Below are 18,192 nucleotides of genomic sequence, written 5' to 3'. Positions count from 1 at the left end.
TATGAAACCTGACTTTTCCACGATTCCTTACAACGCGGCTCTGGCACCGATGGCGCCGGCTGTCGCCGAGCCCGCCGCCCTCACACCCGAGGGCATCGCCATCAAGCCTTTCTACACGGCGGCCGATGTGGCCCGCCTCGACCACCTGGGCTTTGGGGCGGGGCAGGCGCCCTACCTGCGCGGGCCCTACGCCAGCATGTACGTGCAGAATCCGTGGACCATTCGGCAGTACGCCGGCTTTTCCACAGCCGAGGAATCGAACGCGTTTTACCGCCGCAACCTGGCGGGCGGGCAGAAAGGGCTGAGCGTGGCCTTCGACCTGGCCACCCACCGCGGCTACGACTCCGACCACCCCCGCGTGCAAGGCGACGTGGGCAAGGCCGGCGTGGCCATCGACTCGGTGGAGGACATGAAAATCCTCTTCGACCAGATTCCACTCGACCAGATGTCGGTGAGCATGACCATGAACGGGGCCGTGCTACCGGTTCTGGCCTTCTACATCGTGGCGGCCGAGGAGCAGGGCGTGAGCCCGGAAAAGCTGTCGGGCACCATTCAGAATGACATTCTGAAGGAGTTCATGGTGCGCAACACCTACATCTACCCGCCCGCCCCGAGCATGCGCATCATCGCCGACATCTTCAGCTACACGGCGGCCAAGATGCCCAAGTTTAACTCCATCAGCATCTCGGGCTACCACATGCAGGAAGCCGGCGCCACCGCCGACCTGGAGCTGGCCTATACCCTGGCCGATGGCCTGGAATACGTGCGCGCCGGCTTGGCGGCAGGCATGAAGATTGACGAGTTTGCCCCGCGCCTGAGCTTCTTCTGGGCCATTGGCATGAACCACTTCATGGAGATTGCCAAGCTGCGGGCCGGCCGCCTGCTGTGGGCCAAGCTCATCCAGCAGTTCAACCCCACCAACCCCAAAAGCTTGGCCCTGCGCACCCACTGCCAGACTTCGGGCTACTCTCTCACCGAGCAGGACCCGTACAACAACGTAGCCCGCACCACCATCGAGGCGCTGGCCGCCGCCCTGGGCGGCACCCAAAGCCTGCACACCAACGCGCTGGACGAAGCCATTGCCCTGCCCACCGACTTCTCGGCCCGCATTGCGCGCAACACCCAACTCTACCTGCAGCACGAAACCGACATCACCAAAGTCGTGGACCCTTGGGGCGGCAGCTACTACGTCGAAACCCTCACCCACGAGCTGGCCGACAAGGCCTGGGCCCTCATTCAGGAGGTCGAAGCCCTCGGCGGCATGGCCAAGGCCATCGAAACCGGCCTGCCCAAGCTGCGCATCGAGGAAGCCGCCGCCCGCAAGCAGGCCCGCATCGACTCGGGCAAGGAAATCATCGTGGGCGTGAACAAGTACCAGACCACCGAGAAAACCGAGGTCGAAGTACTCGACATCGACAACGACGCCGTGCGCACCAGCCAGATTGCCCGCCTCAAGCAAGTGCGCGCCGACCGCGACCCCGTGGCCGTGAAAGTGGCCCTGGCCGCCCTCACCGAAGCCGCCGGCGTGCGCCTCAACGACCTCGCCGCCGACGCCGGCAAAGATGCCCACAACCTCCTCGCCCTGGCCGTGACGGCGGCCCGCGCCCGGGCCACGCTGGGCGAAATCTCCGACGCCCTGGAAGCCCAGTACGGCCGCCACCAGGCCACCACACGCACCGTGGCCGGCGTCTACTCCCAGGAAATGACCCACAACGATGCGTTTGAACAAGCCCGCGCCGCTGCCGAGGAATTTGCGGCCCGCGAAGGCCGCCGCCCCCGCATGCTGGTAGCCAAAATGGGCCAGGACGGCCACGACCGCGGCGCCAAAATCATTGCCACCAGCTTCGCCGACGTGGGCTTCGACGTCGACCTCGCCCCCCTCTTTCAAACACCTGCCGAAGTAGCCCGCCAAGCCGCCGACAACGACGTGCACGTGGTGGGCGTGAGCAGCCTCGCCGCCGGCCACAAAACCCTGCTGCCCCAGCTGCTCACGGAGTTGAAGGAGCTCGGCCGCGAGGACATTCTGGTCATCGCCGGCGGCGTGATTCCGGCCCAAGACTACCAGTTCCTCTACGACGCGGGCGTGGCCGGCGTGTACGGCCCCGGCACGGTCATCGCCACGGCGGCGCTGGAGATTCTGGGGAAGCTGGGGGAGTAGATTTTTCTAACATCTATGGTAATTTCTGATATTGACCAAGAGGTTTTTGACTACGACTGGTTCGCGGTTGACACTGATGGTCATGTTCTTCATTTTGCTTCAGCCGGCGGTGTGCTACCTGCTTCTGTTGCGGCTTCAAACGAAGCACTGACCATGTTACAAGAATATTTTAACCGATTACCAGAAACACCTGAAGCCAATAAAGTGCAGGTAGTTGCTAATGTTAGCAAAGAAAAAGGCGTTCAATATGACTCCTTTGTTAATTATGCACGGCGTGGGCTTTTTTCATTTGACAAAACTCGTCTTGGGGCTCGTCTCGACGCTTGCTATCATTTAATAGCGCGTCCTCAGCACGAACTGATGCTGGCAGATTTGCCAACAGAGGTAGCTGCTATCATTAGCCAAACCCGCTGGCCTTTTTCTGTTGCTGGAATAACGACAATACGTACTTCTATCATCATTTAGCCCATGCCCCTCTTCGCCGCCCTCAACGCCCTGCGTCCCCTGGCCCCGAAACAGGAGCAACGGGTGCTGCAAAAGTTTCGGCTGGAATCGGTGTAAGTTGGCCTGGCCAAACTGCTATATTCCCGCCATGCACCTCCTCAGCCAAGTTCTCATCGGCTTCGTGGCCGCCATTCATCTGTATATCCTGTGGTTGGAAATGTTCGCCTGGACCACCCGCGGGCCTAAAACCTTTCGCTCGTTACGGCCCGAGCTATTCGCGCCCACCAAAGTGCTGGCGGCCAACCAAGGCCTGTACAATGGCTTTCTGGCCGCCGGGCTGGTGTGGGCCCTGCTGATATCGGACCCGGCATGGCACCGCAACGTGGCGAGCTTCTTTCTGGGTTGTGTGGCAGTGGCGGGGCTTTATGGCGCGGCCACGGCGGGCCGCCGCATTCTGTGGGTGCAAACGGTGCCGGCGCTGCTGGCACTGGGCGCGGTGTGGCTGGCCTGAGGAATTTTCCACAAACGCAGCTTTACACCCACCAAAGCAACGGGGCCAGCTTGCGCCGGCCCCGTTGGTCTTTTTTTACACCGATAGACGTGCTACACTAAGGCCGCTCCCGGAAGACAAATGGCACAGCCATGGTTTTGGATACCCGCACGGCGTCGCCGGCCACGCGGCCGGGGTTCCACCAAGGCATGAGGCGGATGACGCGCAGGGCTTCTTCGTCGAAGCCGTTGCCGCAGCCACGAACCACCTGCGCGTCGGTGATGCGCCCTTCCTCGTCCACCACAAAGCTGACGAACACCGTGCCCGACAGGCCTTTGGCCAAAGCGGCTTCGGGGTAATGCGCGTTTTGGCTCACAAACTTGCGATAGGCCGCGTCGCCCCCCGGAAACGTGGGGGGCACCTCCGAATACGTGAGCACTTCGGATTTGCCGCCCGTATCGGTTCCCGAGGCAACTACGCTACCGGGCGAAGCCGCACGGCTGAGGGCGTACATTTTTACCGTGAGGGGCTGGGAGGCCGACACCGCCACGGTCTGGTCGCGGTAGCCCTGGCACTTGAACACCAGCACGGATTTGGTATCGGTCAGCGGCAGCAGAAAATCGCCGGTGGCATTGGTACTGGTGACGTGGGGAGTGCCTTGCACCGTTACCACTACGCCCGGCAGGGGCGTTTCTGCATCCGTCACAACGTGGCCACTGATAGTGGCAGCAGGCGCCGTGACGTGAGCCGAAGCTTCGGCAGAGTGGGCCAAGGCAAGCTGCGGGCGGGCCGTCAGCACTTGGCCAAACATCAATATCGTAGTAATGAACATCATAGCGGGGCGGGATTTGGGTTTTAGGGAAAGAGAAAATATGGCTTCTGGCAACAATCGTTTGTTGTTGGCGCTTCGACCGAGCCACTACTTCGTGACCCTTCCGAATTTATAGACCAAATAGCCGTATACCAAGCATCAGTTATCTAAAAAGCTCAGCCACTTTCTGCAAGTTACTTTAATACGCTCTAAAAAAACAACTTAGCTTTTTAAGCTGAGTAATCCAACAGCAGTCGATTTACTAGTTTTATTTACAATGCATTAGACCACAAATAACGCAATTATAGTTTAGCAATTCGCAGGCCTATATTCTAAGAATAAAAATATTTGGGCCAGTAATATCAATCACAGTTGCAATATAACTATACCAAGCATTGCTCACTGTAATACGGTGGCCTTCGCCTTACATTGGTGGCTTCAAGCGGTGGAATACGCAACGGATGGTTCACCATTTTTGGTAGCACTTGGCAACCGGCTTCCCCTGGCGCACATCTCACGCTGGGGTACCGGGCCTACTCGTGCGGGGCTGGAGCTACCGCCCTTTCTTGCACGCTTCACCGTTCTGCACATGTGTAAATCGGTACTCTTTCTGGCTGGCGCGCTCCTCGTGGGCAGCCCAGCCCCTGCTCAAGCCCCAGCGGCCGAGGTGAAGGCTCTCACCGCCCAGCTCAACCAACTGCTGGCTGCCCCCAACAGCCCGGACGACCGCACCGAAGTGCGGGTGTCGCTGGCCGACTGTGGCTTTCGCCAAACCATTCGGAAGCATCGCACGCCCGACCACGCCAGCGCTACCAACATTGCCGTGAGCAACAGCAAAAAGGGCAGCAGCCGGGGCTTCAAAAGCAACGAAAACGTGGACATGGAGCTCACCCTGGCCCAGTAATGGGCCGAAGTAGGCACGTGACTTATGCGGCGAAGCAGGACAAAGGCGGCCGCCGCTACTACGACCTTGTGGTGAAGCGCCGCGACGCCGCCGACGGCAAGGCGCCGTCGGGCATTGCCGCCACCATCACGCTTGCGCTCCACACCGGCAGCGAGCAAGAAGTGGCCGCCCTAGTGAAGCGGCTGGAGGCGGTGCGGGGGCAGTGCGTGGGCCGCAAAGGCTAGGCCTCGGCCGGGGCGCCGCCCAGCGCAGCCCAGGCTTCTTCGTTGCCCTGCTGCCCGGCCAGGGCCAGGGCGGTGAGGCCGCGCACGTCTTTGATGTCTTTGTTGGCGCCAGCGGCCACCAGAAGGCGCACCAGCTCGTTGCGGCCAAACAGGGTGGCAAACATGAGGGCCGTGCCGCCGTTGCCGTTTTGCAGGTCGAGGTTGGCACCGCGCTCGATGAGCAGGCGGGCCACGTCGGCGTAGCCCTTGAAGCTGACGCCCATCAGGGCCGTATTGCCGGTCACGTCTTGCCGGTTGGGGTCGGCGCCGGCGTTGAGCAGGAATTTGGTGGCATCGTAGTGGTCGTCATACGCCGCCAGGATGAGGGCCGTGAAGCCTTTGCTGTTGGCCAGGTTCACGTCGAGGCCCGTGGCCAGCAGTTCGTGCAGGGTCGCCACGTCGCCGCGGCGCGCGGCATCAAACAGCAAATCTTCGGGGCGGGAGGAAGTAAAATCCATGGGGAGGGCAGGAAACAATGAGGGCGCAAAAGAACGTGGTATGCGGTAACGGCTGGCCGCCTGAGGAGTTTCGCCGGGTTGCCATGCACAGGGAATTTCCCGCATTTGGTCTTAAAACCACAACAGGACTACCAGGGTGAGGATGGCTAACAACCCGCTCACGGCGGCGGTGTTCACGTAGGTTTCGGCGCGGTGGCCGGGCCACACGCCCACGCCCGCCACGGCGGCCAGCAGCAGCGGCAGCAGGAAGAACGTGCCGTAGATGGTACCGCCGTAGGGCTGGAAGGGGGCCGGCCCGTCGGGCGAGTCGGGGGCGCTCACCTTGCTCACCACGCCTAGGAGCGGCGTTTGCCACACGTCGATGCGCTGGTCTTCGCGCACCCGGTAGCCAATGGCGCTGGGGAGCCGAAACGTGGTGTGCTCGGTGTGCACCCGGTAGGCCAGCTGAGGGCTGGAGAGCGAGGCCGACACCGACACGGGGAAGCGGCTCCGCACGGTTTCGTGCCGGTAGTGGCGCAAGGGCAGGGCCCAGTCGAGGCCCAGCAGCAGGCAGCAGCCCAGCACGGCGGCATTGAAGCGGCGGGCCCACACGGCCCAGCCGGCCATGCGCTCGTCGGCGCGCTGGGCGGCAGAGGCCGGTACGGGCGGCTCCTGGGCCAGCAGCAGGTCGTAGGCCACGCGGCGGCGGGAATTGCCGAGGATGTCGTAGCCGGTTTCGACTTCGGCCAGACGGGCCTTCATGGCGCGGTCGGCGGCAGCCAGGCGCTTGAGGCGGGTGCGCTGGCGCAAGTAGGCTTTCTCAATTTCCTGGGCCGTAGCCGTGAGGCCCACGCCCAATACGCGGTAATAGTTCTGCATGAGCTTCGCACGGAAAGTCCCTAAAATACAGGTGCCGCGGCGTTTTGAAACGCGAGCCCCGGGGCGGGTATTGTGGGCTGCCCCCGGGGCTTGCCGCCGCCGGCCCCAACATGCCAACATTTTCGACTGGCGCCGGCTTGGCAAGCCGGCATCCAGACCGTACTTAGCGGCCCGTGCCAATGCCCCGCTCCGCTCCCCTGCTTCCTCAACCCGCTGCTCCGGCTGTGGCTCTGGCTCTGGCGTCGGCCCCCGAATGGAGCACGCTGGAAGTGGCCGAAGTCCGTGGCAAGTCGCGGCTGGTGACTTGCAAAAACATCCAACCCCTGAAACTGCTGCAGCCCACCGCGCCGAGCGGTGCCGGCCACGTGGTGCTGAGCAGCTACGGCGGCGGCTTGGTGGCGGGCGATGTTATCCAGCTGCGCATTTCGGTCCGAGCCAGGGCGCGGCTTCTGCTGAGCACGCAGGCCAGTACCCGGGTTTTCCGCTCTATCGACGGCGCGGTGGCCGAGCAGCACACCGTGGGCGAGTTGGGCGAAAACGCGCTGGCCGTCATTTTCCCCGACCCGGTGGTGCTGCAAGCCGCGAGCCGCTACCGCCAGCGGCAGGAGTGGCACCTGCAGCCCACCTCCCTCCTGCTGCTCGTCGACTGGTTCCACTCGGGCCGCATGGACCAGGGCGAACGGTTTGCGTTCACGTCTATGCATTCGGAGCTGCGCATACGGGTGGCGGGTCGGCTGGTGGTGCTGGACCGGTTTGCGTTCAACCCCGGGGAAAACATTGCCACCTCGCCGGCCAATTTCGCCGGGTATCAGGCCTTTTTTTCGGTATTTCTGGTGGGCAGCGCTGATGATGCCCGATTTCAGAAACTGGGCGAAATTCTGGCGCGGCAAAAAATGCCGGGCAGCACGAGGCCGCATTTCAACATCAGCAGCCAAGATTGCATGATTTCGGTGGCACGGGCGCGGGAAAATGTGTGGGTGCTGCGGGCCGCCGCGCACAGCCGCATGGCCCTGCAGCCGCTGTGCGAGCAGATTCTAGCGGCGCTGGTCGATGAGGAGTTGCTGGGATACAACCCACTGGCGCGGAAATACTAGCGCCGGTCCTCGCGCACGGCGGCCAGGGCGCGGGCTTTCGCGGCTTTGATGTGGCCGATAATCTCATCGAGGCCGTGCCCATCAATGGCGCGGGCAAACAGGAACGGTCCTTCGCCGCGCATCTTCTTCGAGTCCCGCTCCATCACGCCCAAATCGGCTTTGATTAAGTCTTTGAGGTCGATTTTATTGATAATAAGTAAATCCGACTGCGTGATGCCGGGGCCGCCCTTGCGCGGAATTTTGTCGCCGCCCGACACGTCGATGACGTAGATGGAATAGTCGACCAGTTCGCGGCTGAAGTGGGCGGCCAAGTTGTCGCCACCGCTTTCCACGAAGAGGTAATCGAGCTTGTTGTCGAAGCGCTGCATGAGGCCTTCGAGGGCGTCCATGTTCAGCGAAATATCCTCCCGAATGGCGGCATGCGGGCAGCCGCCAGTCTCCACGCCCACAATGCGGTTTTCGTCCAGCGCGCTGTTGCGGATGAGGAACTCGGCGTCTTCGCGGGTGAAAATATCATTCGTGACCACGCCTAGTTCGAACTCGTGGCGCATGCGCTCGCACAGGGCTTTGAGCAGTGCTGTTTTGCCCGTGCCCACTGGCCCGCCGATGCCTACCGTGAAGGCCCGTTTGCGGAAGTTGCGGTAGCTGGGCAGCCGTCGGGTTTCGCGCTCGTTGAAGTTGCCGGGGGATTCGTAGGCTTCGTGTTGGTGGCCGTGGAGGAGCAGGGCGAGTTTTTCGACAAAAGCCATAATAAAAGTGAAAGTCTAATTCTGGAATAATTTAGAGTAAATGTCTTCGTGCAGCACCTGCGCCGCATCCAGTAAAAACGCTGAGCGAGTCGCCTGGCTATACCCCTTCCCCACCTGCGCCGCCAGAATGTGCTCGAACACCGCGTAGAAATCGTGCTGCAGCTGGTGCCCCTCCAGCGGCCCCAGAAACCCGAGGCGAATGGCGGCGCTGAGCTGGTCGCGTAGGAGCATGTGCAGGTACATGGCCTTTAGTTCTTCTAAAGCGAAGCCCACCCGCTGCAACGCCAGCGTGAACACCAGCGTGAAGTGCGGCGGAATTTCCTGAGTTTCGAACCATTTGGTAATGGTTTCCAAAGCAGCTTCCGGATAGAATGTCGTCAGTAGTTTCAGCCAGTTGCGGCCCTGCACGCCGCTGCCTTTGTATAGGCTGGGGACTAAGAGTTGGGCGTCGTATTCTTCGGCGATGGTTTGAAATTCGGGGCTTTTCTCGGTGAGGTGGAAGGTAGAATTGATGAATGGCAATTCGGCGCTGCCGGCCTGCTGCAAGTAAGAATAGAGATGGTTGCGCAGGTCGGACGGCGTGGTGATTAACCCGAACGTGAGGCTGCTTTCTAAGCCGTAGGAATAGGCGAACGAGCCGGTGGGAATGGCCGAATCGACGAGGTGCAGGAGGCGGGCGAAGTGCATGCGGGCGATGTAGAGACGCATATTTGCGTCTCGTCGTTGAACGAGATTATGCGAACGATGCCGTAACAAACGGCGCAGACGACGAGACGCAAGTATGCGTCTCTACATCGTTCTAGAAAAGGTTATACAGCTGCGCCAGCGGCAGCACCTCCGCCGGCTCACACGTCAAATGCACGCCATCTACCATCACCCGATACGTCTCGGGGTCGACGGAAATATTGGGTAGGTAGTCGTTCAACGCCATGTCCTTCTTCCCAATATTCCGGCAGTTCTTCACCGCCACCACCTGCTTCGTTAAGCCATAATCAGCCCGCACCTTTTCAACAGAAGCGCCCGACACAAACACCATCGACGACTTCCCAATAGCCCCGCCCAGCGCGCCGAACATGGGGCGCGAGAACGACGGTTGCGGCGTGGGAATGGAAGCGTTGGCGTCGCCCATCTGCGATTGCGCGATGATGCCGCCTTTGAGAATCAGCTCGGGGCGGGCGCCGAAAAAGGCGGGTTTCCAGAGCACGAGGTCGGCCAGCTTGCCGATTTCGACGGAGCCGACTTCGTGCGCGATGCCGTGGGCGCGGGCCGGGTTGATGGTGTACTTGGCCACGTAGCGGCGCACGCGGAAGTTGTCGGCGCCGCCGTGGGCGTCTTCGGGCAGGGGGCCGCGCTGCTGCTTCATTTTGTGAGCCGTTTGCCAGGTGCGGGTGATGACCTCGCCCACCCGGCCCATGGCCTGCGAATCGGAGCTGATGATGCTGAGCGCGCCCATATCGTGCAGGATGTCTTCGGCGGCGATGGTTTCGCCCCGGATGCGGCTTTCGGCGAAGGCCACGTCTTCGGGAATGTTGCGGTCGAGGTGGTGGCAGACCATGAGCATGTCAAGGTGCTCGTCGATGGTGTTCACCGTAAAGGGGCGCGTGGGGTTGGTGCTGGAGGGGATGACGTTCGGCTCGCCGCAGATTTTGATGATGTCGGGCGCGTGGCCGCCCCCTGCCCCTTCGGTGTGGTAGGAATGGATGGTGCGGCCCTTAAACGCCGCCGTGCTGGTTTCCACGAAGCCGCTCTCGTTCAGCGTATCGGTATGGATGCAGACCTGCACGTCGTATTCCTCGGCAATGCTCAGGCACATGTCGATGGCCGCCGGGGTGGTGCCCCAGTCCTCGTGCAGCTTGAAGCCCAGCGCCCCGGCCTCGGCCTGCTCGCGCAGGCCCTCGGGCTTGGAGGCGTTGCCCTTGCCCAGAAATCCGAAGTTGAGCGGGTAGGCCTCGGTGGCTTTCAGCATGGTTTCGAGGTAGAACGCGCCGGGCGTGCAGGTGGTGGCGTTGGTGCCAGCCGCCGGCCCGGTGCCGCCCCCAATCATGGTGGTCACCCCGGACGCCAGCGCCTCGGGAATCTGCTGGGGGCTGATGAAATGGATGTGGCAGTCGATGCCGCCGGCGGTCAGCAGCTGGCCTTCGCCGGCAATAACTTCGGTGGTGACGCCCACCACCATGCCGGGCGTGACGCCGGGCATGATGTGCGGGTTGCCGGCCTTGCCGATGCCCACGATGCGCCCGCCCTTGATGCCGATGTCGGCCTTGAAAATGCCGGTGTAATCGACCACCAGCGCGTTGGTGATGACCAAATCCAGCGCATCGGCCGGGCCGATGCCGGCGGCCTGGCCCATGCCGTCGCGCAGCACCTTGCCGCCGCCGAACTTGCATTCCTCGCCGTACACGCAGTAGTCGCGTTCAACTTCAATCAGCAGGCCGGTATCGCCGAGGCGCACCCGGTCGCCGGTGGTGGGGCCGTACATGTCGGCATACGCGCGACGGGAGATAGGGAGGGACATATTAGTTTAGTTTAAAGGTCCAATCCAAGATTATTTCCCAGAAAGTTGATAAACCTTATGAGCACTGTAAGGCACCATGAAAACAAAAAAACAAGTCAGTATTATGAGCGAATAGAATTGGCCTTCATCGTTGTAATCGGGAGGCATGATAGGCGGGACAAATAGCTTTGGAAATTTCTCCAAGTGAAGTAGCCGGACCTCTTTTTTGCCTTGTATTAGATTAAAGAATTTATATCCTAAATTGATATTACCGGTGTATCCTTTGTAATAAAAAACGAGGTAATGTTTAGGACTGCGACCAAAATTTGAGATTTTAGTTTGCAACACATCTACAGTGACGTATTTACCCTCTTTCACAACCTCGCGAGCTCGCAAATTTTCTGGGAAAACCATAGTTGAAAAAACTACGGCCATAAATGTGGAGAGTAATAGCATAAACCACCATATTACTGGTGATTCGTAAGTTCCTGACTTATTCGGTTTCAAGGGAGGTAAGCGACGTGCCACAATGAAGTAGGATGATTACCTAATACTACGGCGCAATAAGTTTCTCCAGCGCCTGCTGCTTCTTTCCAGCATCATCCAGCTTCCCATCAATGAGCCCATTGCCGCCGTACACGATGCGCTCGCCGGCCAGGGCCACCAGGTGCACGCGCTTGCGCTCGCCGGGCTCGAAGCGCACCGCCGTGCCGGCCGGGATGTTGAGGCGGAAACCATAGGCGGCGGCGCGGTCGAAGTGCAGCGCCGCGTTGGTTTCGAAGAAGGGATAGTGCGAGCCGACCTGCACGGGCCGGTCGCCCATGTTCACCACGTCCACGTCCACCGTGGCGCGGCTTTCGTTGAGGATGATGTCTTCGGGGTGCAGCTGGTATTCGCCGGGCTGGGGGTGGCTGGCGTTGGCGGGCGCGGCGCCGGGGGCCGGGGCGCGGCGCAGGCCGGAGCCGTAGAGGGCCAGGGCGGCATCGCCGGTTTCGCGGCAGATGGGGTGGTGCACGGTCACGAGCTTGGTGCCGTCGGGGAAGGTGCCTTCGATTTGGACTTCGTGGAGCATGTCGGCCACGCCGGGCAGCACGTCGGCCAGGCCCAGCAGCTGCTTGCCCTTGTCCATGAGCACGGCCACCCGCTCGCCGTCGCGGATGAACTCCAGCAGCTGCGTGGCGATGAGGGCCAGGGCTTCGGGGTAGTTCAGGAGCAGGCCGCGGGCGTAGCGTTTCTGCGCCACGAAACCGGCCTGGTGGAGAACGAGCTTGTCGAGGTCTTTGGGGGAGAGGTGCATAAGTAGGGAGCGGTAAAGGACGTCAGCGAAAGAACGTCATGCAGAGCGCAGCGAAGTATCTCGCGTGTAGTAGTAACTCAATCGTTGAAAACCTCATTGATTAGCGGTGGCACGCGAGATGCTTCGCTGCGCTCTGCATGACGTTCTTTTTGGTGGACGTTCTACCATTGCACGTTCCCGTAAATCATCCAGCCGCCATACAGAATGCAGCAAAGCGAAGAAAGCGTAATCGTGGCCGTTTTCAGCACCCGATTAATCTTCATCCGCTTGGTGAACGGCACGCTGCACAGACCGGCCACGATGAACATGCCCAGAATGGAGCCAATGCCGAATACCGCGAAGTAGAGCACGCTCAGCCACGGGTCGCGGATTTCGCTCATCACCAGTAGCACCAGCGCGCCGCTGCCGGCCAGGCCGTGGAGCAGGCCCACGGCGTAGGCGGCGCGGGAGGGAGCCACGCCGGGGCGCACCTTGGCGGCTTCGCGGCGCTGGTCGAGCAGGCGGCTAATGCCCATCACGACGAGCATTAGGCCCACGGCAGCTTCGAAGTAGCCAGAGGCAAGGAACGTGGCGCGGCCCAGCAGGATGATGGCGCCCACGATTACCAGCGTGGTGGTGTGGCCCAGGCCCCAATAGATGCCGTCGCGCAGGGCTTCGGCCAGGGTGTCGCGGCGGGAAATGAGGTTGCCCACGGCCAGCAAGTGGTCGGGTTCAAATGCATGACCCATTCCGGCTACAGAAGCAAATAAAATGGGCAACAGTGCTTGCATTTAGCAGGGGGTTTTAGGGAAATACATATTGGAAACGTTTGAGGCTCCCGATTTTTAGGGCAAATTGGAATTTTTTGAAAAAGTAACCTAAACTTCTTGAATTAGCTGCTGAATCCAGAAAAAGCGCCCGTAACTTGGAATCCTGCGTTGCGTGGCAAAAGGCATTCAAAAGCTATGGGTCGTGTGAATGGCCGGTTTTGACATTGTACAAACAATATACATAACACACTAGCATCCAATAATTTACCAGCCAATACCACAAAGTGGAAATAGTAAAGCAACTGATACGACCATTTTGCCGGCCAGCGGCGGGGCGTTTCTTGTAAACGGCTGCGTGCCGATGGCTGACTTTGCCCCAGCCACTGCTAATATTCCAGCTGAACGGCGGCCCCTCCCCTATGACTTTCAAAGCCCCGATACCATCCACCGACGCTCTTCAGGGCCTGTACCGCCCCGAATTTGAGCACGATGCCTGCGGGACCGGTTTCATCACCTACCTCAACGGCCGCAAAACGCACCAGACCATCACTGACGCGCTGACCATGCTGGAAAACATGGAGCACCGCGGCGCCTGCGGCTGCGATGCCGATTCCGGCGACGGGGCCGGCCTACTCATCCAGATTCCGCACTGGTTCCTGCTGCAAGAGTGCGTGGCATTGGATATTCGCTTGCCCGAGCCGGGCAGCTACGGCGTGGGCTTTGCCTATTTGCCGAAGGATGAAAAGCTGCGCGAAGCCTGCCGGGAGGTCATCAATGGGGCGGCGGCGCGGCTGGGGTTTCCGCTGCTGGGCTACCGGCCGGTGCCAGTGAACCCGACCGGCATCGGCCCCACGGCGCTGGCCGCCGAGCCGGTGATGGAGCAGGTGTTTTTCGGCCGCCCGGAAGGCATTACCAATCCGGATGATTTCGAGCGCAAGCTGTACGTGCTGCGCCGCCTGATTTTCAAGACGGTGCGCGAGACGGTGACGGCCGCGATGGACGTGTTCTACTTCGCCTCGCTCTCGTGCAAAACCATTGTGTATAAAGGCCAGCTGACCACCTACCAGGTGCGCGGCTACTTTCCCGACCTCAGCGACGAGCGGGTGACCTCGGCATTCGGGCTGGTGCACTCGCGGTTTTCGACCAACACGTTTCCGAGCTGGAAGCTGGCCCAGCCGTTCCGGTTTTTGGCGCATAACGGGGAAATCAATACGCTGCGCGGCAACCTGAACTGGTTTTATGCGGGCTTGCGCAGCTACGTGTCGCCGTACTTCTCGGCCGAGGAAATGGACATGCTGCTGCCAGTGGTCGATGCCAGGCAGTCGGACTCGGCCTGCCTGGATAACGTGGTGGAAATTCTGCTGCACTCGGGCCGCCCGCTGCCGCACGTGATGATGATGCTCGTGCCCGAGGCCTGGGACGGTAACACCCAGATGGACCCGCTCAAAAAGGCCTTCTACGAGTTCCACGCCACGTTTATGGAGCCCTGGGACGGCCCGGCGGCCCTGCTTTTCACCGACGGCAAGTTGATTGGGGCCATGCTGGACCGCAACGGTCTGCGCCCCCTGCGCTACCTCGAAACCACCGACGGCCGCGTGCTGGTGGCTTCCGAAGCCGGTGTGCTCCACATCGACCCCGCCACGGTGGTGCAGAAAGGCCGCCTCCAGCCCGGCAAAATGCTGCTGGTGGACACCGTGGCCGGCCGCATCATCACCGACGAGGAGCTGAAGGCCCAAGCCGCCGGCCGCCAGCCCTACGGCGCGTGGCTGGATGAGTACCAGATTCAGCTCGACGAGTTGCCTGAGCCGCGCCAGATGTTCACGGAGCTGGCCGCCGATTCGGTGTTCAAGTACCATCAGGTGTTCGGCTACACCCGCGAGGACATTGATGTGCTTATCACGCCGATGGCGTTGGAGGGCAAGGAGCCCATCGGCTCGATGGGCGTGGACGTGCCGCTGGCCGTGCTATCCGACCAGCCGCAGCACCTGAGCAGCTACTTCAAGCAGTTTTTCGCGCAGGTCACCAACCCGCCTATCGACCCCATCCGGGAGCGGCTGGTGATGAGCCTGGCCACCTTCCTGGGTAACAACGGCAACATCCTGGACGAGGACAAGCACCACTGCCACTGCGTGGCGCTGCGTCAGCCCATCCTGAGCAACCTGGAGCTGGAGAAGCTGCGCAGCATCGACACCGGCATGTTCAATGCCAAGACCTTACAAACCTATTTCCGGGCCGATGGCAAGCCGGGCGCGCTCGAAAACGGCCTCGCCCGCCTCTGCCGCTACGCCGAAGATGCGGTGAATGACGGCTTCGAAGTACTGATTTTATCGGACCGCGCCGTAGATTCCGAACACGCACCTATACCGTCACTGCTGGCCGTTTCGGCCGTGCATCACCACCTAATCAAGCTCGGTTTCCGGGGTTCGGTGGGCCTGGTGGTGGAGGCCGGCGACGTGTGGGAAGTGCACCATTTCGCCTGCCTGCTCTCGTTCGGGGCCACGGCCATCAACCCCTACCTGGCGCTGGCGACCATCCGGACCATGCACGAGGCCGGGCAGTTCAACACTGCGCTCGACCATACGCAGCTGAACTACAATTACATCAAAGCCGTGTGCGACGGCCTGCTGAAGATTTTCTCGAAGATGGGGATTTCGACCCTGCAGAGCTACCACGGCGCGCAGGTGTTCGAGATTCTGGGGCTGAACCAGGCTGTGGTGGACGCCTATTTCTGCGGCGCGGTCACGCGCATTGGCGGGTTGGGGCTGGATGAAATTGCCCGCGAAACGCTCTACAAGCACTTTCAGGGCTTCAAATCGACCACGCCCGAGGAGCAAACCTTGCTGCCCGACGGCGGCCTCTACCACTGGCGGCGGCGCGGCGAGGCGCACATGTTCAACCCCGAAACCGTGCACCTGCTGCAGCTGGCCACGCGGACGAACAATTACGCCACCTACCAGCGCTACGCCAAGCTGGTGAACGAGCAGCCCGAGCGCATGTTCACCCTGCGCGGCCTGCTGGATTTCGCCCACCACCGCGACCCGATTTCGCTGGACGAAGTGGAGCCGGCCGAGGGCATCATGAAGCGGTTTGCGACCGGGGCCATGTCGTTTGGCTCGATTTCGCACGAGGCCCACAGCACGCTGGCCATTGCCATGAACCGCATCGGCGGCAAAAGTAACACCGGCGAGGGCGGTGAAGACCCGCTGCGCTACGAAGTGATGCCCAACGGCGACTCCATGCGCTCGGCCATCAAGCAGGTGGCGTCGGCGCGCTTTGGTGTCACGGCCCACTACCTCACCAACGCCGACGAGCTGCAAATCAAGATGGCCCAGGGCGCCAAACCCGGCGAGGGCGGCCAGCTCCCCGGCCACAAGGTGGACGAATGGATTGCCAAAGTGCGCCACGCCACGCCCGGCGTCGGCCTGATATCGCCCCCACCGCACCACGATATCTACTCCATCGAGGACCTGGCCCAGCTCATCTTCGACCTGAAAAACGCCAACCGCGCCGCCCGCATCAACGTGAAGCTGGTGAGTAAGGCAGGAGTGGGCACCATCGCGGCTGGCGTCGCCAAGGCCCACGCCGACGTGATTTTGATTGCCGGCTACGACGGCGGCACGGGCGCCTCGCCCATCAGTTCCATCAAGCACGCTGGTCTGCCCTGGGAGCTGGGCCTGGCCGAAGCCCACCAAACGCTGGTGCGCAACCAGCTCCGCAGCCGCGTGGTACTGCAAGCCGACGGCCAGCTGAAAACCGGCCGCGACCTGGCCGTAGCGGCGCTTTTGGGAGCCGAAGAATGGGGCGTGGCCACCGCCGCGCTGGTAGCCGGCGGCTGCGTGATGATGCGCAAATGCCACCTCAACACCTGCCCCGTGGGCGTGGCCACCCAGGACCCGGAGTTGCGCAAGCTCTTCACCGGTCAGCCCGAACACGTCGTGAACCTCTTCCGCTTCTTGGCCGAGGAGCTGCGCGAAATCATGGCCGAGCTGGGTTTCCGCACGATAAATGAGATGGTGGGCCGCCCCGAATTCCTGAAAGTGCGCGAGGGCCTCACCCACTGGAAAGCCCGCCATCTCGACCTCGCCGGCCTGCTGCACCCCGCCGTGAACATCTCCGGCGGCACCCTTTATAACAGCGAGGCGCAGGACCACGGCATCCGCGGCATCCTCGACTGGCAACTACTCGAACACGCCCAACCGGCCCTGAATGAGCAAACGCCGGTTTTCGCCGAGTTCGAGGTGCAGAACATTGACCGCACCATCGGCACGCTGCTCTCGAACGAGATTGCCAAGCGCTACCACGCCGCCGGCTTGCCTGACAACACCATCAACTTCCGGTTCCGCGGCTCGGCGGGCCAGAGCTTCGGCGCGTTCAGCGTGCGCGGCCTGTCGTTTGCGCTGGAAGGCGAGGCCAACGACTACGTGGGCAAAGGCTTGAGCGGGGCGCAGCTGGCCATCTTCCCCTCCCCCGCCGCCCATTTCGTGCCCGAGCAAAACATCATCATCGGCAACGTGGCGCTGTACGGGGCCACTTCCGGCGCGCTGTTCGTGCGCGGCCAAGCCGGCGAACGGTTTGCGGTGCGTAACTCCGGCGCTACCGCGGTGGTAGAAGGCGTCGGCGACCACGGCTGCGAGTACATGACGGGCGGCCGAGCCCTCATCCTGGGCCAAACCGGCCGCAACTTCGCCGCCGGCATGAGCGGCGGCATCGCCTGGGTGTACGACCCCAACGGCACCTTCCCCCAAAACTGCAACCCCGAAATGGTAGAGCTAGACCCGCTCGATGCCGACGACGAGGACCAGATTCAGGAGCTGCTGCGGCAGCATGTGGAACTGACGGGCAGCCAGGTGGCAGCGTTTCTGCTGGGAAACTGGCAGGAGGAAGCCGCGAAGTTCGTGAAGGTGTTTCCGAGTGAGTATAAGAAGGTGCTGCAAAAGGCGCGGTATGTGGAGGTGGGGTAAAAGAATGTCATGCAGAGCGAAGCGAAGCATCTCGCGTGGGGTAGTAAATCAATCGTGAAGACGAAGCCGAGCGAGATGCTTCGCTACGCTCTGCATGACGTTCTTGTGCTGCTCCAAAATGCCGACTCATGTACGTCTATCTACTCACCAATCCGAACCGAACAGTGCTTTACATCGGTGTCACCAACAACCTACCACGCCGCCTTGAAGAACACAGTAACAACCTCGGCAACCACGGAAAATTCACTGGCCGCTACCAAGCCAATCTACTCGTCTACTTTGAACTTCTACCCGACCCCATACAGGCCATTGCCCGCGAGAAAGAACTAAAAGGCTGGAGCCGCGCCAAGAAAGAGAAGCTCATTATTGGATTTAATCCCAATTGGGAAGCCATTGATTTGGAAACCTGGACCGGCCCAGCCAACGATTCATAAACAGACATAAAACCGTCATGCAGAGCGC

The 18,192-nt window shown here is 61.3% G+C and carries 17 protein-coding genes; 8 read left to right on the top strand and 9 right to left on the bottom strand.

Annotated elements, in window-relative coordinates:
• Position 1 precedes the first annotated feature (1 nt).
• From scpA to JAO73_RS13705, 3 genes are all read left to right on the top strand, one after another.
• Positions 2-2,158: a methylmalonyl-CoA mutase gene (gene scpA, locus JAO73_RS13715; RefSeq protein ID WP_198977585.1), complete on the top strand. Its 2,157-nt coding sequence runs from the start codon at positions 2-4 to the stop codon at positions 2,156-2,158.
• Positions 2,159-2,173: 15 nt separating this feature from the next.
• The gene (locus JAO73_RS13710) at positions 2,174-2,623 is read left to right on the top strand and encodes a hypothetical protein (RefSeq protein ID WP_198977583.1); all 450 of its coding nucleotides are present in this window, start codon (positions 2,174-2,176) and stop codon (positions 2,621-2,623) included.
• Between the two features lie 127 nt (positions 2,624-2,750).
• A complete protein-coding gene (locus JAO73_RS13705; RefSeq protein WP_198977577.1) occupies positions 2,751-3,113 on the top strand; it encodes a DUF1304 domain-containing protein in 363 nt (120 codons plus the stop codon).
• A 97-nt stretch (positions 3,114-3,210) separates the two neighbouring features.
• Here JAO73_RS13705 and JAO73_RS13700 read toward each other — a convergent pair whose 3' ends face one another.
• Positions 3,211-3,927 (bottom strand): TonB family protein, encoded by a 717-nt coding sequence (locus JAO73_RS13700; RefSeq protein WP_198977576.1) that lies wholly within the window; start codon positions 3,925-3,927, stop codon positions 3,211-3,213.
• Positions 3,928-4,492: 565 nt separating this feature from the next.
• On the opposite strand from JAO73_RS13700, the gene JAO73_RS13695 reads away from it, so the two are divergent.
• Together JAO73_RS13695 and JAO73_RS13690 are read left to right on the top strand one after the other, a co-directional pair.
• The gene (locus tag JAO73_RS13695; protein WP_198977575.1) at positions 4,493-4,807 is read left to right on the top strand and encodes a hypothetical protein; all 315 of its coding nucleotides are present in this window, start codon (positions 4,493-4,495) and stop codon (positions 4,805-4,807) included.
• 17 nt (positions 4,808-4,824) lie between these two features.
• Positions 4,825-5,031, top strand: coding sequence for a hypothetical protein (locus tag JAO73_RS13690; RefSeq protein ID WP_198977574.1), 207 nt, complete (start codon positions 4,825-4,827; stop codon positions 5,029-5,031).
• On the opposite strand, the gene JAO73_RS13685 is transcribed toward JAO73_RS13690, so the two are convergent.
• Both JAO73_RS13685 and JAO73_RS13680 read right to left on the bottom strand, forming a co-directional pair.
• Positions 5,028-5,528, bottom strand: coding sequence for an ankyrin repeat domain-containing protein (locus tag JAO73_RS13685; RefSeq protein ID WP_190927684.1), 501 nt, complete (start codon positions 5,526-5,528; stop codon positions 5,028-5,030). The genes JAO73_RS13690 and JAO73_RS13685 overlap by 4 nt on opposite strands.
• Positions 5,529-5,639: 111 nt before the next feature.
• The gene (locus JAO73_RS13680) at positions 5,640-6,386 is read right to left on the bottom strand and encodes a J domain-containing protein (RefSeq protein ID WP_198977573.1); all 747 of its coding nucleotides are present in this window, start codon (positions 6,384-6,386) and stop codon (positions 5,640-5,642) included.
• A gap of 179 nt (positions 6,387-6,565) precedes the next feature.
• Here JAO73_RS13680 and JAO73_RS13675 point away from each other — a divergent pair, with 179 nt between their 5' ends.
• Positions 6,566-7,480 (top strand): urease accessory protein UreD, encoded by a 915-nt coding sequence (locus JAO73_RS13675; protein WP_198977572.1) that lies wholly within the window; start codon positions 6,566-6,568, stop codon positions 7,478-7,480.
• On the opposite strand, the gene ureG is transcribed toward JAO73_RS13675, so the two are convergent.
• The 6 genes from ureG to JAO73_RS13645 form a co-directional block, all read right to left on the bottom strand.
• Positions 7,477-8,229: an urease accessory protein UreG gene (ureG, locus tag JAO73_RS13670; protein ID WP_198977571.1), complete on the bottom strand. Its 753-nt coding sequence runs from the start codon at positions 8,227-8,229 to the stop codon at positions 7,477-7,479. The two genes, JAO73_RS13675 and ureG, sit on opposite strands and share 4 nt — an antisense overlap.
• A gap of 15 nt (positions 8,230-8,244) precedes the next feature.
• Complete coding sequence (locus JAO73_RS13665; protein WP_198977570.1) at positions 8,245-8,937, bottom strand: urease accessory protein UreF; 693 nt, start codon at positions 8,935-8,937, stop codon at positions 8,245-8,247.
• A 91-nt stretch (positions 8,938-9,028) separates the two neighbouring features.
• Complete coding sequence (gene ureC / locus JAO73_RS13660) at positions 9,029-10,744, bottom strand: urease subunit alpha (RefSeq protein ID WP_198977569.1); 1,716 nt, start codon at positions 10,742-10,744, stop codon at positions 9,029-9,031.
• Between the two features lie 30 nt (positions 10,745-10,774).
• Complete coding sequence (locus tag JAO73_RS13655) at positions 10,775-11,251, bottom strand: hypothetical protein (protein WP_198977568.1); 477 nt, start codon at positions 11,249-11,251, stop codon at positions 10,775-10,777.
• Positions 11,252-11,276: 25 nt separating this feature from the next.
• A complete protein-coding gene (locus tag JAO73_RS13650; protein WP_198977567.1) occupies positions 11,277-12,020 on the bottom strand; it encodes an urease subunit beta in 744 nt (247 codons plus the stop codon).
• 161 nt (positions 12,021-12,181) lie between these two features.
• The gene (locus JAO73_RS13645; RefSeq protein ID WP_198977566.1) at positions 12,182-12,748 is read right to left on the bottom strand and encodes an urease accessory protein; all 567 of its coding nucleotides are present in this window, start codon (positions 12,746-12,748) and stop codon (positions 12,182-12,184) included.
• Positions 12,749-13,188: 440 nt separating this feature from the next.
• Between JAO73_RS13645 and gltB the strand changes: the two genes are divergently transcribed.
• Positions 13,189-17,730, top strand: a complete 4,542-nt coding sequence (gene gltB / locus JAO73_RS13640) for a glutamate synthase large subunit (protein WP_198977565.1) — start codon at positions 13,189-13,191, stop codon at positions 17,728-17,730.
• Between the two features lie 128 nt (positions 17,731-17,858).
• Positions 17,859-18,164: a GIY-YIG nuclease family protein gene (locus JAO73_RS13635; RefSeq protein WP_198977564.1), complete on the top strand. Its 306-nt coding sequence runs from the start codon at positions 17,859-17,861 to the stop codon at positions 18,162-18,164.
• Positions 18,165-18,192: the final 28 nt, after the last annotated feature.

The sequence above is a fragment of the Hymenobacter miniatus genome (assembly GCF_016427455.1).
Taxonomy (GTDB): domain Bacteria; phylum Bacteroidota; class Bacteroidia; order Cytophagales; family Hymenobacteraceae; genus Hymenobacter; species Hymenobacter armeniacus.
Note: the sequence above shows the minus strand (reverse complement) of the source record. Positions and strands in the feature narration are given on the sequence as shown.

Bases quoted from the DNA above. Each gene is read 5' to 3' on its own strand.
- ureG (WP_198977571.1), bottom strand. From the start codon at position 8,229: ATGGCTTTTGTCGAAAAACTCGCCCTGCTCCTCCACGGCCACCAACAC.
- JAO73_RS13665 (WP_198977570.1), bottom strand. From the start codon at position 8,937: ATGCGTCTCTACATCGCCCGCATGCACTTCGCCCGCCTCCTGCACCTC.
- JAO73_RS13645 (WP_198977566.1), bottom strand. From the start codon at position 12,748: ATGGGTCATGCATTTGAACCCGACCACTTGCTGGCCGTGGGCAACCTC.
- JAO73_RS13700 (WP_198977576.1), bottom strand. From the start codon at position 3,927: ATGATGTTCATTACTACGATATTGATGTTTGGCCAAGTGCTGACGGCC.
- JAO73_RS13710 (WP_198977583.1), top strand. From the start codon at position 2,174: ATGGTAATTTCTGATATTGACCAAGAGGTTTTTGACTACGACTGGTTC.
- JAO73_RS13635 (WP_198977564.1), top strand. From the start codon at position 17,859: ATGTACGTCTATCTACTCACCAATCCGAACCGAACAGTGCTTTACATC.
- scpA (WP_198977585.1), top strand. From the start codon at position 2: ATGAAACCTGACTTTTCCACGATTCCTTACAACGCGGCTCTGGCACCG.
- JAO73_RS13650 (WP_198977567.1), bottom strand. From the start codon at position 12,020: ATGCACCTCTCCCCCAAAGACCTCGACAAGCTCGTTCTCCACCAGGCC.
- ureC (WP_198977569.1), bottom strand. From the start codon at position 10,744: ATGTCCCTCCCTATCTCCCGTCGCGCGTATGCCGACATGTACGGCCCC.
- JAO73_RS13695 (WP_198977575.1), top strand. From the start codon at position 4,493: ATGTGTAAATCGGTACTCTTTCTGGCTGGCGCGCTCCTCGTGGGCAGC.
- JAO73_RS13705 (WP_198977577.1), top strand. From the start codon at position 2,751: ATGCACCTCCTCAGCCAAGTTCTCATCGGCTTCGTGGCCGCCATTCAT.
- JAO73_RS13675 (WP_198977572.1), top strand. From the start codon at position 6,566: ATGCCCCGCTCCGCTCCCCTGCTTCCTCAACCCGCTGCTCCGGCTGTG.
- JAO73_RS13680 (WP_198977573.1), bottom strand. From the start codon at position 6,386: ATGCAGAACTATTACCGCGTATTGGGCGTGGGCCTCACGGCTACGGCC.
- JAO73_RS13685 (WP_190927684.1), bottom strand. From the start codon at position 5,528: ATGGATTTTACTTCCTCCCGCCCCGAAGATTTGCTGTTTGATGCCGCG.
- gltB (WP_198977565.1), top strand. From the start codon at position 13,189: ATGACTTTCAAAGCCCCGATACCATCCACCGACGCTCTTCAGGGCCTG.